Below are 17,300 nucleotides of genomic sequence, written 5' to 3' on the forward strand. Positions count from 1 at the left end.
TGAGACTTTCTGTTTTCAGGCTAACCGGGAATCAGAAAGACGAAGGCCCCGACCGATATTTCTATCAACTGTACTGCACCCATTTTGTTGGACGATGAAATGGAATAGCCCCTAATATGTCAAAGCCAAAATACCCTTTTGAAAAGCGCCTTGAAGTCGTGAATCACTACTTCACAACTGATGATGGTTACAGGATCATCTCGGCACGTTTTGGTGTCCCCCGAACCCAGGTCAGGACATGGGTTGCCCTCTATGAAAAACATGGAGAAAAAGGTTTAATTCCCAAACCTAAAGGCGTTAGTGCTGATCCAGAGTTGCGTATTAAGGTCGTGAAAGCTGTGATCGAGCAGCACATGTCCCTTAATCAGGCTGCTGCTCACTTTATGCTTGCTGGTAGTGGTTCTGTAGCCAGGTGGCTGAAGGTCTATGAAGAGCGCGGAGAAGCTGGTTTACGCGCGCTCAAGATTGGCACCAAAAGAAACATTGCAATATCAGTTGATCCAGAAAAAGCGGCATCAGCATTGGAGCTGTCAAAAGACCGACGCATTGAGGATCTTGAAAGGCAAGTTCGATTTCTTGAAACGCGGCTTATGTATCTAAAAAAGCTGAAAGCCTTAGCTCATCCCACGAAAAAGTGAAAGTACTCAACGAGCTAAGGCAGTTTTATCCTCTTGATGAGCTTCTCAGGGCTGCGGAGATACCGCGCAGTACGTTTTATTATCATCTAAAGGCTCTCAGCAAGCCTGACAAGTATGCGGACGTTAAAAAGCGTATTAGTGAGATTTATCACGAGAATAGAGGCCGATACGGATACCGTAGGGTAACGCTGTCTCTTCATCGAGAAGGGAAACAGATTAACCATAAAGCTGTTCAGCGCCTGATGGGAACCCTCTCACTTAAAGCAGCGATTAAGGTCAAGCGATACCGCTCTTACAGAGGAGAGGTAGGGCAAACCGCCCCTAATGTTCTCCAAAGAGATTTCAAGGCTACGCGGCCAAACGAGAAGTGGGTTACCGATGTTACTGAATTTGCAGTCAATGGGCGCAAGCTGTATTTGTCTCCAGTAATAGATCTCTTCAACAACGAAGTTATTTCTTACAGCCTTTCGGAAAGACCAGTGATGAACATGGTTGAGAATATGCTCGATCAGGCATTCAAAAAGCTTAATCCTCACGAGCATCCTGTTCTGCACTCTGACCAGGGATGGCAGTATCGTATGAGAAGATATCAAAATATCCTTAAAGAACATGGTATTAAACAAAGCATGTCCAGAAAAGGCAATTGTCTGGATAATGCTGTGGTGGAGTGTTTCTTTGGAACCTTAAAGTCGGAGTGTTTTTATCTTGATGAGTTCAGTAATATAAGCGAACTGAAGGATGCTGTTACGGAATATATTGAATACTACAACAGCAGAAGAATTAGCCTGAAATTAAAAGGTCTGACTCCAATTGAATATCGGAATCAGACCTATATGCCTCGTGTTTAACTGTCCAACTTTTTGGGGTCAGTACAAACCGAGGCCAACGAATGAACCAAGCAATTCAGATGTTAGCCTCTTACCCGCCATCCGGCAAGGAGAAAGGCTATGAAGCGCAACCCTCTGGTGGTGTGTCTGCTCATTATCTGCATTACGATTCTGACATTCACACTCCTGACCCGACAAACGCTCTACGAACTGCGGTTCCGGGACGGTGATAAGGAGGTTGCTGCGCTCATGGCCTGCACGTCCAGGTAAGGGCAAGCGCGGGGATTTTCCCCGCGCATCTGACTAGCAGATTCATTTTCTCATGGCACCCCTTTTACACTTCAGTTAGTGCATGTTTTTTTCGAGGCACTAATAGAACCATCATTACAGACAAATTTGCCGCCTGCCGTACAGTGTGAGATCCCCCCTTTCGAACCAGAACAGGGTTTGCGCCCAGCATCGGCATAAAAGGAAACAAGCGTTCCCATAAACAAAATAAGTGCCAGTTTTTTCATATAACCTCCATGGTTTATCGAATCTTATGTTCGATTTGAACGTTATACGCTGGTTTATTTTGATACCGTTGATGAGATCAAAGATCGGGTGAATTGATTAAAAATAAGCCAGATGGACGTATGGGCAAGGATTATGGTTTTATTTGTCATACAAATAAATATAATAGGCGCTTCCGATGTAGACCCGTATTCTTCGCCTGTACCACGGGTCGGTTTTAGTACAGGCGTTTTCTTTAAATATCCTTCAGGAACGTTTACGCGGCATCATGCGTAGAAGTGTGTTGTCCTTCCAGAAATAGTGGTGTGCCAGTGCAGCCGCAGCGTGCAAACCGATGACAAAATATCCCAGATTCGCCAGCGTTTCATGCCACGACTTTAAGCTATCTACCCGTTCGAAATTGGCCTCTGAAGCGTAAGGCATCGTCAAACCAAACGCAAACCACGGGTTGCCCCGGTTATACATCATCACCAAACCAATCACTGGCAGCGCAAAAAACAGGAGATAAATCACCAAATGTCCCAAATGCGCCAGTCCCGTCATCATCGGTTTCGGCTTAGGTATAATCGGCGGGGTTGGGTATTTCAGTCTTAACAAAAGACGAACCACCATCAGCACGAGAATTGAGATGCCACAGGAAACATGAATCATGTTGATGAGCGGCCGATCGCTACGTGGGAAGAAACCCCGAAACTCCATTGCGCAATACGCTGCGATAACCAGCAAAAAGACCAGCCAGTGAATGCTGATTTGTAACCTTGAGTATTTATTTTTCATAACATTTCCTGCTTTAACATAATTTTCCGTTAACATAACGGGCTTTTCTCAAAATTTCATTAAATATTGTTCACCCGTTTTCAGTACGTTACGTTTCACTGTAAGAATGGAGATTGCCCATCCCGCCATCCTGGTCTAAGCCTGGAAAGGATCAATTTTCATCCGAACGTTCCTGACAGGAGAAAACCATGAGTAAAGTTGGTATTAACGGTTTTGGTCGTATCGGTCGACTGGTGTTGCGTCGATTACTTGAAGTCAAAAGCAACATAGACGTTGTCGCTATTAATGATCTCACTTCTCCAAAAATTCTCGCCTACCTGCTGAAACATGATTCAAACTACGGACCGTTCCCCTGGAGCGTTGATTTTACGGAAGATTCACTTATCGTTAATGGGAAAAGTATCGCGGTTTACGCCGAAAAAGAGGCTAAAAATATTCCGTGGAAAGCGAAAGGTGCAGAAATCATTGTCGAATGTACTGGCTTTTATACCTCCGCCGAGAAATCGCAGGCGCATCTTGATGCTGGCGCGAAGAAGGTGTTGATTTCCGCCCCTGCCGGTGAAATGAAAACTATCGTTTATAACGTCAATGACGACACTCTGGATGGCAACGACACCATTGTTTCCGTGGCATCATGCACTACTAACTGTCTTGCGCCGATGGCCAAAGCCTTGCATGACAGTTTCGGGATAGAAGTCGGCACGATGACGACCATTCATGCCTATACTGGCACCCAGTCACTGGTGGATGGCCCGCGTGGTAAAGATTTACGTGCTTCACGCGCCGCGGCAGAAAATATCATTCCCCACACTACGGGGGCGGCAAAAGCCATTGGTCTGGTGATACCGGAACTGAGCGGCAAACTGAAAGGTCATGCGCAACGCGTACCGGTGAAAACAGGTTCGGTCACTGAGCTGGTGTCCATTCTCGGAAAAAAAGTGACTGCCGAAGAGGTGAATAACGCACTTAAACAAGCAACCACCAATAACGAGTCATTTGGTTATACCGATGAAGAAATAGTCTCTTCCGATATCATTGGCAGCCATTTCGGTTCAGTGTTTGATGCCACGCAAACGGAAATTACCGCCGTGGGCGATTTACAACTGGTGAAAACGGTCGCCTGGTACGATAACGAATATGGCTTCGTCACGCAGCTTATTCGCACCCTCGAAAAATTCGCTAAACTCTGACGCGCACAGGCGGAGGGAAAAAACCTCCGCCTCTTTCACTCATTAAGACTGTAAATAAACCACCTGGGTCTGCAGATATTCATGCAGGCCATGTTTACCATCTGCGCCGCCAATACCGGATTTACGCCATCCGGCGTGGAAGCCTTGCATAGCTTCGAAGTTTTCACGGTTGATGTAAGTTTCACCAAACTTCAGCCCTTTAATGGCTTTCATCGCGACGTTCAGATTTTGGGTATAGATTGATGAGGTCAGGCCGTAATCACTGTCATTAGCCATTGAGATAGCATCTTCCAGCGTGTCAAATGCGACCACCGGCAGCATCGGGCCAAAGGTTTCCTCATGCATAATCGACATTTCCTGGCGAACATCCAGCAGCAATGTCGGCGGATAATAATATCCTTTCCCCTCTACCGCTTTGCCACCCAACGCCACTCTCGCCCCTTCTTCTACTGCGCGCGCCACTTTTTGCTCGACCCTTTCCAGCGCCGCGGCGTTAATCAACGGCCCCATCGCAATGTCGTTGCGTTCAGCGGGGTTACCAAATTGAACCGCCTGCATCGCTTCACCCAGCCGATTGACGAACTGATCATAAATGCCTTTCTGTACATAAACACGTTCTGCACAGTTACACACTTGCCCACTATTAATGACGCGTGAATCAACGATGGCTTTGACTGCCAGTTCAAGATCGGCATCGTCCATTACGATAGCTGGTGCTTTACCCCCCAGTTCCAGGCACACTTTGGTGATGTTTTTCGCCGCAGTCGCCATGATCTTCTCACCTGCAGAGACGCTGCCTGTCATACTGACCATTGCGACCTTTGGGTTACCCGCCAGTTCTTGCCCAACGGTTTCACCACGCCCCAGAACAAGGTTAAACACGCCGCGCGGAAGGCCTATTTCATCGACGATTTTGGCGAATGCAATCGCATTGTTTGGCGTAAATTCACTGGGTTTAATGACGATGGTATTACCGGTCAAAAGAGCGGGAGCCATTTTGCGGGCAATGAGGAAGAACGGGAAGTTCCACGGCAGAATGCCGGTAGTCACGCCAAGTGCACGTTTAAATAGTAGAATATTTTCTCCTGGACGATCGCTTTGAATAATCTCGCCTTCATAACGCCGTGCCCACTCAGCCATGTAATCGATATAGTCCGCAGTAAAAGCCACTTCGACTTCAGCCAGCTGCTGGATCTTGCCCCCTTCTTCAACAATCAGCGCACTGATTTCACTGGCGCATTCGCGGATCCCGGCGGAGATTTTGCGCAACCAACTGGCGCGTTCAATGGCAGGCAACGCTTCCCATTCAGGTTGTGCACGTTCTGCTGCATCGATTGCCTTACGGGCATCCTCGGCCTGACCATCGGGAATGCGGGAAATGACAGCCTCTGTAGCAGGGTTTACCACATCAATCCATGCGTCTCCACGCCAGGTAACAAACTGTCCATCAATATACATAGGATGTTGAACGGGTACTGACATGGGCGACTCCTGTGATTTATATGTTTGTTTTTGGTAAATACATTGTTAATTAACATCAATCATCATAGAGACGGCATCGTGAAAAGACAATTCTGTGAAGGGCTTCATAAAAACAAGTGTAAAAGGAATAAAAGGCAGAAATAAAAGTCAGGAGTCATGCCCGTTTGCAAACAAGTGGTTCACAAACGGGCAATTTTTAACGTAACGAGCGACTTTCCATCGCCTCGATGAGCACCGCATCGTGTTTCAGCGTTTGCCATGCCTGAATGACTTCTGCCGGAAAATCAACGTGAACGATAAAATCTCGCCCGCGGGGACCGTAGCCATCGCTATCATCGCGTAAACGCGGCAGCTCGCCAGTGAGTAGTGAGAGATAACGCTCAACCGGCCATAATCCTTGTAACTGATTAATAAAGATTACACTGTCTGCGTTATTTCCTAACTGAGGAACGAATCCGGGATAACTCAACCAGCGGGGTGCATCGGGATTGTCCCCGGTCATACGGCGGAACGTTGCCATCGTGCGCCGCTGCATGGTGGGGTCCTGTACAACGATAGCCGTATGAACTCGTTCTACGGCCTGATTCAATAGCGCGATGCTAAAGCGTGCGTTTTCACCGCAGTTTGTTGACTGGTCTTCAATCCAGATTTTTTCATGCGGAATATGCCAGAACTGATGAGCGATATCCGCCAGGATGGTCGCTTCTGCTCTGCCAGTGGTGCGGATAGTGTTGTAGTGCGGATGCTGTGCGATGGCGCTATACAAAAAAGTTGTCGAGTGACCGATACCACCACTAATCAGTAAAGGAATTTGCTGATCGCGAGCAATATTACATGCCGCATCGATAGTCGGCATAACCGCATTTCCTGCAAGTATGACGCAATCAGCCTGATACGGCACCTCACCGGAGAAATCATCCTGCGCCAGCCACTGTCCGATAACATTTATGGCATCTATAGTTGCCGTCGAAAGCGTCGGAAACGGGGTAATGTTCATGGTTCCTCCTTATCGTTCCCTTAAGAATACTGCGTGAGATAATAGTGAGAAGCGGAGCACTCTGAAAGGAGGAAGTCGTATTTCCTTAACCGCCACTCCGCAAGCCTGACATATCTTTTAAGGAAATGCTGTAGATAAACATTATTCATCTTGCAGCAGAGAATTGTATTTTTCTGAATTCCTGAATTTTTGCCCTTACCGTTTTAGAATTAATAAAAAACCCGGCGCTAAATGCTTACCGGGTTTTAGATTTATCAGGCAAATAGCAGGGTTAACCGCTAATCTGCTCCATCGCCTGCAAAATACGCTTATCTGAAATCGGATAAGGCGTACCAAGTTGTTGAGCGAAGTAACTAACGCGCAGCTCTTCTATCATCCAACGGATCTCTTTCACGTCTTCATCCTCACGACGTGCAGGCGACAGTTTGTTGATCCATTGCTGCCACGCCTGCTGGACGTTTTCGACTTTCAGCATCTGTGCACGATCGCGATGTGGATCAACCGCCAGTTTTTCCAGCCGTTTTTCAATCGCCTGCAAATAACGCAGCGTGTCGCCCAGCCGTTTGAAGCCGTTACCAGTGACAAAACCGCGATATACCAACCCGCCCATCTGCGCTTTAATGTCAGAAAGCCCCAGCGCCATGGTCATATCCACCCGCCCTTTCAGACGCTTGTTGATATTGAACACTGCCGTAAGGATTTGCTCGACCTGCTTCGCAATATCCACCACCGTGTCGTTCAGTTCGGCACGCACTTTTTCATGCAGCGCAGCAAAGCCTTCTTCCGTCCAGACCGGGCCACCATTGGCGTCGATCAATTTATCCACACCGCAGGAGATACAGTCGTCGATCAGCTCCAGCACTTTGCCATACGGGTTAAAGTACAGTCCAAGCTTGGCTTTGTTTGGTAACTTCTCATGTAAATACTTGATCGGCGAGGGAATATTCAGCAGCAGTAGACGGCGAAGACCGTTCCACATTGCCTGTTTTTGCTCCAGCGGGTTATCAAACAGTTTGATCGCCACACTGTCGCGCTCATCCACCAGCGCCGGCCACGCCTTCACTTTGTAGTTACCACGCTTCTGTTCGTAGCTTTCCGGCAACTGACCAAAACTCCAGATATGTAAGCCGCTCTGCTCGATACCGTCATCCGCCACCGCAGACAGCGTTTCCTGCACTTTGCCTTTCAGCGCATCTTTCAGATCTTGTAGCGAGCGCCCTTCTTTTAGCTTCTTGTTTTTGTCATCCACCACGCGGAAGGTGATTTTCAGGTGATCGGGCACCTGATCCCAGTGCCAGTCTTCGCGGTCAACGGTAACGCCGGTCATCCGCCGTAACTCGCGCTCAAGGCTGTCAAGCAACGGTAACTCCAGCGGTGTGACGCGGCCTAAAAACGCTTCGGCGTAGTTTGGCGCGGGTACAAAATTACGGCGTACCGGTTTCGGCAACGATTTAATCAGAGCAATCACCAGTTCGCGGCGCAGACCGGGGATCTGCCATTCAAACCCGCTTTCCTCAACCTGGTTAAGTAACGGCAGCGGAATATGTACGGTCACACCGTCAGCATCCGCGCCGGGCTCAAACTGATAGCTCAAACGCAGCTTGAGATTGCCCTGATGCCAGAAGTTCGGGTAATCCAGCTTGCTGATTTTTTCCGCCCCTTCTTTGATCAACATGCTCTTTTCAAAGTTGAGCAAATCAGGCGTTTCGCGGCTGACTTTTTTCCACCAGCTGTCGAAGTGACGAGCGGAGATTACATCGTGGCTGATGCGCTGGTCGTAGAACTCAAACAGCGTTTCGTCATCAACCAGAATATCGCGGCGACGTGATTTGTGTTCCAGCTCTTCTACTTCCGCCCGTAGTTTCAGGTTTTCACGGAAGAATGCGTGACGCGTCTGCCAGTCACCTTCCACCAGCGCATGGCGAATAAAGAGTTCACGGCATAACGCCGGATCGATCTGGCTGTAGTTGACCTTGCGCGCGGCAACAATCGGCAAACCATAAACAGTGACTTTTTCCGTTGCCATCACCGCGCCCTGCGCCCGTTCCCAGTGCGGTTCGCTGTAGGTACGTTTAATCAAATGCTGAGCGACAGGCTCCACCCATTCCGGGTCGATACGCGCAGCAATGCGCCCCCACAGGCGGCTGGTTTCTACCAGTTCCGCCACCATTACCCATTTCGGCGGTTTTTTGAATAAACCAGAACCGGGGAAGATAGAGAAACGCGCGTTACGTGCGCCGGTATATTCTTGTTTATCGGCATCTTTCATGCCGATATGGGAAAGCAAACCCGTCAGCAACGCAATGTGAATTTCGCGATATTCCGCCGGTTCGCTGTTCACCGGAATGCCGAGTTCTTTCACCACCTGGCGCAACTGGGTGTAGATATCCTGCCATTCGCGCACGCGCAGATAGTTGAGATAATCGGTACGACACAGGCGACGGAAGGCGTTGGAAGAAAGCGCCTTTTGCTGCTCGCCAAGATAATTCCACAGATTCACAAACGCGAGGAAGTCAGACTCTTTGTCGTGGAAGCGACGATGTTTTTCGTCCGATGCCTGCTGTTTGTCCATCGGACGTTCGCGCGGATCCTGAATGGAGAGCGCAGACGTGATAATCATCGCCTCACGCACGCAGCCATGTTTTTGCGCTTCCAGCACCATACGCGCCAGACGTGGGTCGACAGGCAACTGCGAGAGCTGGCGACCGAGCGGCGTCAGTTTATAGGCGCTGGCCTGTTCATCCGTGGTGATCGCGCCCAGTTCTTCGAGCAGACGCACGCCATCCTGGATATTGCGTTTATCCGGTGCTTCGACAAACGGGAACGCAGCGATATCGCCCAGCCCCAGCGCGGTCATCTGCAAAATAACCGAGGCCAGGTTGGTACGCAGAATCTCCGGATCGGTAAACTCCGGGCGCGAGAGGAAATCGTCTTCGGAATAGAGACGAATACAGATCCCTTCGGACACACGACCACAGCGGCCTTTACGCTGATTGGCAGACGCCTGGGAAATCGGCTCAATCGGCAAACGCTGCACTTTGGTGCGATAGCTGTAGCGGCTGATACGCGCCGTACCGGGGTCGATAACGTATTTAATCCCCGGTACGGTCAGCGAGGTTTCCGCGACGTTGGTCGCCAGCACAATGCGTCGCCCGCTGTGCGACTGGAACACGCGGTTCTGTTCGCTATTCGAAAGCCGCGCATAAAGCGGCAAGATTTCGGTATGGCGTAAGTTCAGCTTGTTCAGCGCATCGGCGGTATCACGAATTTCCCGCTCGCCGCTCATAAAGATCAGAATGTCGCCGGGGCTTTCCTGGCTTAGTTCGTCTACGGCGTCAAAAATCGCCTGCAACTGATCGCGCTCGGTGTCATCGGCTTCTTCAACAATCGGGCGATAGCGCACTTCCACCGGATAGGTCCGACCGGAGACTTCGATAATCGGCGCATTATTAAAGTGGCGCGAAAAGCGTTCCGGGTCGATAGTCGCGGAAGTGATAATGATTTTTAGGTCAGGACGCCGCGGCAGCAACTCTTTCAAATAACCGAGCAGAAAATCGATATTCAGGCTACGTTCGTGCGCTTCATCGATAATGATGGTGTCGTACTGCATCAGCAGGCGGTCTTGCTGGATCTCCGCCAGCAGGATACCGTCGGTCATCAGCTTGACCATCGTGTTATCACTTACGTGATCGCTGAAACGCACTTTGTAACCGATGCAACCGCCCGGCTCCGTTTTCAGCTCTTCCGCAATACGGTTCGCCACCGTTCTTGCCGCCAGGCGACGCGGCTGGGTATGGCCGATCAGCCCTTTAATCCCGCGCCCCAGCTCCATACAGATTTTCGGTAACTGAGTCGTTTTACCAGAACCCGTTTCCCCGGCGACGATTACCACCTGGTGATCACGAATCGCTTCGAGAATGTCCTGTTTTTTCTGACTAACCGGCAAATTGTCAGGATAAGTAATTTCCGGTCGTGCCGCTTCACGCAGCAGGACTTTCCCTGCCGCCTGGTCAATCTCTTTCGCCATCTCCTGGAAAATGGCCTGTTGTGCATCAGGATTTTTAACCTTCTTCACGCCGTGCAGACGGCGAGAAAAACGCAGTCTGTCACGCAGCATCAGCGAATCCAGCCGCTGCTGCAAGGCTGTAAAGGTCAATTTTTGTTGTTCTGTCATAACGTTAGAGGGCAGTAGGCTGCCTGATTAATTTTCTTTTAAATGATAGATATAGAGTACCATATCGCGGCTTTCTATGCGTTGTTCAATAAATTCGAACATAGGCTTCGATTTATTGCGCTATCTCTGTGGCAGGATTGTGAATAAAGTGTCAGCAAGCAACGGGGCATCGCCCATTCAAACATCTATAAGGAAACACCATGAGCAAGGTATTAGTTCTTAAATCCAGCATCCTGGCAGGGTACTCTCAGTCTAATCAGTTGTCCGATTATTTTGTTGAACAATGGCGCGAAAAGCACTCCGCTGATGAAATCACCGTTCGCGACCTGGCTGCAAATCCAATTCCGGTACTGGATGGCGAACTGGTTGGCGCTCTGCGTCCGAGCGATGCGCCGCTGACTCCGCGTCAGCAGGAAGCTCTGGCACTTTCCGATGAGCTGATTGCCGAGCTGAAAGCCCACGACGTTATCGTTATTGCGGCACCGATGTATAACTTCAACATATCGACTCAGTTGAAAAACTATTTTGACCTGGTTGCACGCGCAGGCGTTACTTTCCGCTATACCGAGAATGGTCCGGAAGGTCTGGTAACGGGTAAAAAAGCCATCGTTATTACCAGCCGCGGTGGGATCCACAAAGATGGACCAACGGACCTGGTGACGCCGTATCTGTCCACGTTCCTGGGCTTTATCGGCATTACTGATGTGAAATTTGTCTTCGCCGAAGGGATCGCATACGGTCCGGAAATGGCAGCGAAAGCGCAGTCTGACGCGAAAGCAGCCATCGACAGTATTGTTGCTGCATAACCGGACACAGTCTTGATGTGGACTGTAGATATTCAGTCCACATCTCAATCCACTTACCTGTTTTCCGATAATTTCAGCATCGCTTTGTGCTCTTCCTTAAGCACAATCTGCGAGCGTCTGACTCGAATAAAGCTAATCGCTTCATCAACTGTTTTACAGTGTCCGTAACATAACAGCCATGCCGCCACTACCAGCGCACTGCGCGATAATCCCAATGCGCAATGGACCAGAACGCTGCCTTGCTCTTCGCGTAATGTTTCCAGCATCGCCACGGCCTGTCGGAGCTCCCCCTCTTCCGGAACCACCAGATCCAACATCGGTACACAGAAATAGAGTCGATCTTTTGTCGCTCGTCCGCGAGGGAATTCAAAGGTGACGTCCAGAACCGCATTCTGTGCCGGAATATGTCGTGGAAACGCCCCTAAATAAACACCAGCAGTCATTTTGCTCACCGGCTCCAGGCGACGACAAAACCAACGCATAGATAGCCACATCCCGATACGCCAGGGCAATGTCAGCCAGTAAACGGCGGGCGGGAGTTTCCCCTGACTATCTTTCCCTGTTGTTATCGCGCCAAGCCCACCGTACCCACGGCCAATAATGAGTAGCGATAATACTGGCCAACATAACCAGACTGACCACCATAACTGAACCATCATCATTAGCTCCATCAACACAATGCACGCGCACGCGCCTACGACATATGGCAGTGCTATTTTGATTCGACGTTGATCAGGTTTCTGATAATTCCAACGACGGTCGACGGGTACCATCCAGTCAATCAACATACCTACCGCCAGCCCTGTGATGACATCAATAAAATGATGCTGCCAGGTTGTCAGCGTCGAAATGGCGATGAGTAAAAACCATCCGCCGCAGACTTTACGCCACCTCACAGCCAGATGCTGACGAAAGTGACGCCAAAGTAGCCAGCAGAGAATAATATGCAGCGAAGGAGACTGGTTATAGGGCAGATCAAACAGTTCAAGTTGCGAAAATAGCCATCCTGTCACCCCACTCACTTCAGGACGGATAAAACTAAACTTCAGCGGGTAGAGAAAAAAACCGCAGCAGGCCATTACCGTTGCCAGAATAAGCCGGTGGACAAGTCGGCGCAGTTCGAATGTCGAGCTACAAACGAACAGCGAAAATCCATATATAAGATCCAGACTCCAGTAAGGAACAATAGTCCAGGGAAGAAAAGGGATCGCCGTTTCCCAACCGAATACCTGACTGGGGATATCATGGCTGTTAAGGTCCTGAACCGCGGTGAACTGATTAAGAGATCCATAGGTGAAGAAGAAAAACGGGGCCAGCAACAATAACCAGCCAGCGCCTTGTAGCAATACGTTCCGACGTTCAGTTATCACGACGCACCGCCATCGAAACCGTAAAAATACCCCACTCATCAATCCGTTGTGTGCATTTATCAAATCCGGCATCACGCACGAGTGAATCCATCTCCCCTTGAGAACGCACGCGCATTACCCACGGTTTACCATCTTTATGACTGGTTAACACCCCGGCAATCAGCTCCAGTTGTGGGTGCCACGGCTGCCCGGTGTAGAGGAGAATGCCGCCCGGTTCGATGGCATTGGCAAGACCTGCGAGTGAGTTTTTTACCTGCTCATTTTCGGGAAAAAGCTCATACAGGCCAGAGACAATCGCCAGCGTAGGCCGCGGAGTTAACGCGCTGAGTTCCTCCGGGTTAAACGCATCGCCCTGTTCAAAACGCACCCGCCCAGACATTCCCCGTTGAGCAATCATCTCTTGCCCCTGTGCAACATTTAACTCGCTGTAATCACGTAACAAAATATCGCTTACGGCAGGCTCGTTTGCCAGCGCATCCAGTACATAGCGCCCATGCCCTGCGGCAATGTCAACCACGCGGACGGCTAAACCTTTGGCGTGGAGATCGGCAACGGCTTGTTTAATCAGTATTTGTAAATGGGTTTTGCGCTGGCGAATACCGCGCCAGCCAACACTGTTCAGGTAGATTTTGTCGATTAAGCGCCCGAATGCGTTACTACCTTGCGGTTGATTTTGATAGACATAATCCAGCGAACTGCCTGAATCAAAGCCGGTGCTCATTCCGAGATGCAGGCCCGCAGAGTGCGTCCCGAACAATTTCATCGCTTTACGCATAAAGCGATACGCCAAATCAACCGGCGATAATGGCACGGGTCCACCTGAAAGGAGCCGCCAGCGATCCGCTGATGGTCCAGTGCGGTCTTCATGCTGATAATCAAATTTTTGTGACTTGTTAGCATATAAACGACTAATAAAGCTTTGCATTTTTTCAAATGCCAGCGCCCTGTTCTCTTCACCCAACGTGTCGTGATAAAAGCCTGGCAGCAGATGCAGCTCTTTGAGAGGGCTACGTAAACGCAGATAAAAATCGATCTGCGGTTGGCGATGCACCACATAGTCATCGCCTGATATCAGAAGTTGCGTGGGGAGCGTAATCGCCGCCGCATCGCTAACAATACGTTCAGACGTTTTATAGAGATCGAGCAAGATATTGACGGCAATCGCCCGTGTGATCAGCGGATCATTATTGAAACTCGCCACCCGTTGCCGATCGTGGGTCAAATAGCGTCCTTTCACATAGGAATTAATAAAAAACAGACCACGCAGACGATGCCATAACGCCAGCGCAGGACGTGCCAGCGGCACATACAATTTAACCTTAAAGGCCGGAGAAGCCAGCAGCAGCCCGCGAATTGCAGGCGCATAATCATGAACCCATGTGGCAACCAGCACTGCGCCGACGCTCTGCGCGATCACTACCACCTCTTCCAGCCCGACCTGGCTGTCGCTGGCAGCAAAACGGACAAATTCATCGACATCCCGCACTGAACGCGCAAGAGATGGGCTATAACCACGCGGCCCCGAAGTTTTTCCATGCCCTCGGGCATCCCATGCATAAAAAGCAGTATCTGGCATCGCCAGTTCATCAACGAGATGTTGTAGACGACCAGAATGTTCATGACCGCGATGAAATAAGACGATGACCTTTTTCGCCCCGGGCTGTAAAGCGGGCCAGTGCCGATAAAACAACGCTGTATTATCACTGGTGGTAAAAAAATGTTCCCCAGGGATGCGTGAATTTTCCATTTTCTCTATTTTCCTTCAGTAACAGCAGTAGCGAATAAAATAAAAAAATACCGGAGCGGTGAAAATTAATGAGTCAATCCTGTCAAGGAGTCCGCCATGTCCTGGTAATAGTTTTCCGCTATCTTTAACACCAATATCTCGTTTGATGGCTGACATCACTACATCGCCGCAAAAACCACTAATACCAATTAACAAACCCGCTAATAATGCCTGTAATGTATTTAGCGGTGTCAGCAACGGCCCAATAATCAGTGACGCAATCATGGTGGTGATTACGCCCCCCACCAGACCTTCCAGCGTTTTTCCCGGGCTGACTTTGGGGACCACTTTTCTTCTGCCGCAGGATTTCCCCCATAAATACTGTGCAATATCGTTTGACTCTGTTAACGCCAAAAGAAATAACACCAGTAACGCCCCGCCCTGGGTATTTGTGGTTGGCAACATTAATAACCAGGCGGCATGACTCAAGGCGAAAACGGTCATTATCCAGCCCCAAAAAATGGCGCTCACGGTATGCAGAAAACCGGAGGTATCACCTACTAAAACTCGCCAGGTGGTTAATATCAGAACCCCAGCCAAAGGTATAAATAACAGAAACAGCTCAAAGCAATTAAAACCGATAAGCAAATAGTTAAGAGGAATAACCCAATATAACCAACGCGGAAAATGTACGGATATAAGCGTACAATATTCTTTCAATGCCAGAAAACTTATCAGCGCAAAAAACGTCAACGTCATCCAGCGTGGACCTGAAATCACCAGTGAAAAACAAATGACGATACCCCACCAGGTACGAATACGTAATGTAACTTCATCCTCTTTTCTCTCCGGTAACCGCCATACCCGAAAACGGTTTATCAGCGTTGCTAAAATTAACAACGCGAAAAGTGTTGCCAGAGATTTTTCCAGCATTATCTTTCAGCACTCATCAGGAGCACACTCCGACAACGATTAATCGCAGTCCAGATAAGCAGAATTGAAGCAATGCCCCATAAAAGATTATTCCATTGCATCCACTGTGGATAAATGGCAACGGCCAGCCCCCACAACCCAAATATTAACGCACGATCGCTTTTGCCGAATGGACCGGCATAACTGCGAATACTGTTAATCGTCTGCGCGAGTAAACCGCAAAACTCAGTCAATATGGTGAAAAATAACATGAGTATTACGAGTGATGCGTTACTTTCTGGTAAAAATAAAAACGGTAAATAGAGCGCAATATCGGAAATAACATCGCCAGTTTCATTCAAAATCGCCCCCAGACGTGTTTGCAGATTGCACTCACGCGCCAACATGCCATCCAGCGCATTGAGTGCCATACGGATAAAAAGCACGATGGGCAATAGCAAAAAGAGGATGGGTTGTGCGACCAACATCAACAGCAATCCGGTAATAAGAGAAAGCGCCAGTGCAGCAAGAGTGATGTGATTCGCTGTAACATGGTGCTTATAAAGCCAAAACATCGTCGGCCTTAACAGCGACTGAAAGAGCGGTTTTATCTGGTAGAGCGTCATTATCAATCCTTGATAATTCGGTTTGCGCTATGGTGCATCAATTCCCCTGACGGAGATATCGCAACACGACGCTTCATTAAAAATTCAGAATATATCAAGGTATTGGGGACTCACTGTCAGGAATGATTATCCCAATAAATCAAGTGGTTAAAAATTATTACGCTGTTATTCAATACAACTCATCAAGTTTTCTCATCGCTTGTTCCCGTATTGCGCGCGTCTTACCGTTAAGCGCCAGCTGGCGAACTAAATCCAGTTCAGGGTTAACAAGCTCTAACGCCAGCAAAGGATCACGTTTCAGCCTCGCCTTTAATACATCAACTGGAAAACGGGGATTATTCATCGCCACAATCCACCACTCGGGATCAATTTCTGCCGCCAGTACCGCAGGCGGTGTGTGGCGGTTGTTAAGTGCGCCGAACTTGAAAAATGTGAGATTGCTTTTCGCCAGTGTACTCCACCATATACGATCCGGTTGTTTTGCCAGTACATCCAGTTGTGCTAACGCATCGGGGTCTAGTGCATAATAAACACGTAACGCTTCGTTAACCTGCGCACGGGAACTGTTTTCCTGCCTCAGAAAAAACTTCGCCCAAATATCATTGCGTGGCGTGTTTTGCTGTAATTCCTTGAGAACAACAGCGGGTAAATTATCCCAACTAATTAATGCTCTCTCTAAAAAGTCCCAGTCGTCCGAACGTATCAGAGAGGTGGCATTTAATAGCATCTGGTCATCAACTTCACCGTAGCTGATAAGCTCAGACAAAATCATATCAGCGCTGGTTTCATATGCATCTGAATCTGCTTTGGGATTATTTTTCCGATGCGATAAAGCACGTTGCCAAATTTTTTGTTTCATCGACGTGCTCAGATACTGATTTTTCGCCAGATTACTCCACCCCTCAGGATCGTTGAAACGTGTCAATAACCGTTGTAAAGCAGCGTCAGAGTGAATTATCTGCATATCCCGACAGCAAAAGTAGGCAGGGGATTTTTTCTCCATCCTTTTAACAAAATTAAACTGTAAGTTATCTGGCAACGCTAAAAATAACGCACCTATTAGATCATCGTCATTCTCGAATTTTTGGTATAAATATACTGCTATTTTGTCACTCTCTTGTGGCGTCATCCGCAACAATTGACCATGGTGTTTCATCTCTGCCAGCTTTAACGCTAAGCTTGTGACGGTAATGACTCCAACTTATTGATAGTGTTTTATGTTCAGATAATGCCCGATGACTTTGTCATGCAGCTCCACCGAT

The 17,300-nt window shown here is 48.8% G+C and carries 15 protein-coding genes and 1 pseudogene; 4 read left to right on the plus strand and 12 right to left on the minus strand.

Annotated elements, in window-relative coordinates; translation table 11 throughout:
* Positions 1-116: 116 nt before the first annotated feature.
* Both OQV04_RS12965 and hokB read left to right on the plus strand, forming a co-directional pair.
* A protein-coding gene (locus tag OQV04_RS12965) for an IS3-like element IS150 family transposase (protein WP_085947770.1) occupies positions 117-1,486 on the plus strand; the annotation gives its coding sequence in 2 pieces (ribosomal slippage) (positions 117-597 and positions 597-1,486; 1,371 coding nt in all).
* A 99-nt stretch (positions 1,487-1,585) separates the two neighbouring features.
* The gene (gene hokB / locus OQV04_RS12970) at positions 1,586-1,735 is read left to right on the plus strand and encodes a type I toxin-antitoxin system toxin HokB (RefSeq protein WP_001309484.1); all 150 of its coding nucleotides are present in this window, start codon (positions 1,586-1,588) and stop codon (positions 1,733-1,735) included.
* Here the strand turns inward: hokB and yncP are convergent.
* From yncP to cybB, 3 genes are all read right to left on the minus strand, one after another.
* Complete coding sequence (gene yncP / locus OQV04_RS12975; RefSeq protein ID WP_212591405.1) at positions 1,713-1,781, minus strand: hypothetical protein; 69 nt, start codon at positions 1,779-1,781, stop codon at positions 1,713-1,715. The genes hokB and yncP overlap by 23 nt on opposite strands.
* Before the next feature lie 25 nt (positions 1,782-1,806).
* Positions 1,807-1,980, minus strand: coding sequence for a periplasmic protein (locus OQV04_RS12980; RefSeq protein ID WP_000731833.1), 174 nt, complete (start codon positions 1,978-1,980; stop codon positions 1,807-1,809).
* Positions 1,981-2,224: 244 nt separating this feature from the next.
* On the minus strand, positions 2,225-2,755 hold the full coding sequence (gene cybB, locus OQV04_RS12985; protein WP_032280828.1) for a cytochrome b561: 531 nt from the start codon (positions 2,753-2,755) through the stop codon (positions 2,225-2,227).
* 188 nt (positions 2,756-2,943) lie between these two features.
* Between cybB and gap the strand changes: the two genes are divergently transcribed.
* On the plus strand, positions 2,944-3,945 hold the full coding sequence (gap, locus tag OQV04_RS12990) for a type I glyceraldehyde-3-phosphate dehydrogenase (protein ID WP_000048684.1): 1,002 nt from the start codon (positions 2,944-2,946) through the stop codon (positions 3,943-3,945).
* Between the two features lie 42 nt (positions 3,946-3,987).
* On the opposite strand, the gene aldA is transcribed toward gap, so the two are convergent.
* From aldA to hrpA, 3 genes are all read right to left on the minus strand, one after another.
* Positions 3,988-5,427 carry an aldehyde dehydrogenase gene (gene aldA, locus OQV04_RS12995; RefSeq protein WP_032280827.1) on the minus strand — a complete coding sequence of 480 codons (1,440 nt, stop codon included), beginning with the start codon at positions 5,425-5,427 and terminating at the stop codon, positions 3,988-3,990.
* 196 nt (positions 5,428-5,623) lie between these two features.
* Positions 5,624-6,424, minus strand: a complete 801-nt coding sequence (gene ydcF / locus OQV04_RS13000; protein WP_032280826.1) for a DUF218 domain-containing protein YdcF — start codon at positions 6,422-6,424, stop codon at positions 5,624-5,626.
* A 271-nt stretch (positions 6,425-6,695) separates the two neighbouring features.
* On the minus strand, positions 6,696-10,598 hold the full coding sequence (hrpA, locus tag OQV04_RS13005; RefSeq protein WP_247806637.1) for an ATP-dependent RNA helicase HrpA: 3,903 nt from the start codon (positions 10,596-10,598) through the stop codon (positions 6,696-6,698).
* Positions 10,599-10,798: 200 nt separating this feature from the next.
* On the opposite strand from hrpA, the gene azoR reads away from it, so the two are divergent.
* Entirely contained in the window at positions 10,799-11,404 is a 606-nt protein-coding gene (gene azoR, locus OQV04_RS13010) for an FMN-dependent NADH-azoreductase (protein WP_000048948.1), read from the plus strand.
* A gap of 53 nt (positions 11,405-11,457) precedes the next feature.
* Here the strand turns inward: azoR and OQV04_RS13015 are convergent, their stop codons facing one another.
* From OQV04_RS13015 to OQV04_RS25060, 6 genes and pseudogenes are all read right to left on the minus strand, one after another.
* A complete protein-coding gene (locus OQV04_RS13015) occupies positions 11,458-12,750 on the minus strand; it encodes a phosphatase PAP2/dual specificity phosphatase family protein (RefSeq protein ID WP_032280842.1) in 1,293 nt (430 codons plus the stop codon).
* Between the two features lie 13 nt (positions 12,751-12,763).
* On the minus strand, positions 12,764-14,521 hold the full coding sequence (locus OQV04_RS13020; RefSeq protein WP_099145523.1) for a bifunctional alpha/beta hydrolase/class I SAM-dependent methyltransferase: 1,758 nt from the start codon (positions 14,519-14,521) through the stop codon (positions 12,764-12,766).
* A gap of 15 nt (positions 14,522-14,536) precedes the next feature.
* Positions 14,537-15,433 (minus strand): phosphatidate cytidylyltransferase, encoded by an 897-nt coding sequence (locus OQV04_RS13025; RefSeq protein WP_000890953.1) that lies wholly within the window; start codon positions 15,431-15,433, stop codon positions 14,537-14,539.
* The gene (locus OQV04_RS13030; RefSeq protein WP_032280824.1) at positions 15,433-16,038 is read right to left on the minus strand and encodes a CDP-alcohol phosphatidyltransferase family protein; all 606 of its coding nucleotides are present in this window, start codon (positions 16,036-16,038) and stop codon (positions 15,433-15,435) included. Before OQV04_RS13030 ends, OQV04_RS13025 begins: the two co-directional genes overlap by 1 nt.
* A 169-nt stretch (positions 16,039-16,207) precedes the next feature.
* Positions 16,208-17,224 (minus strand): annotated as a pseudogene (locus OQV04_RS13035) (DUF2773 domain-containing protein); the annotation flags it as partial.
* 15 nt (positions 17,225-17,239) lie between these two features.
* Positions 17,240-17,300, minus strand: a 61-nt coding sequence (locus OQV04_RS25060; protein ID WP_071528444.1) for an IS1 family transposase, incomplete at its 5' end; no start/stop codon positions are given.

This window comes from Escherichia sp. Lx600-2, from assembly GCF_036662595.1.
GTDB classification, from domain to species: domain Bacteria; phylum Pseudomonadota; class Gammaproteobacteria; order Enterobacterales; family Enterobacteriaceae; genus Escherichia; species Escherichia coli.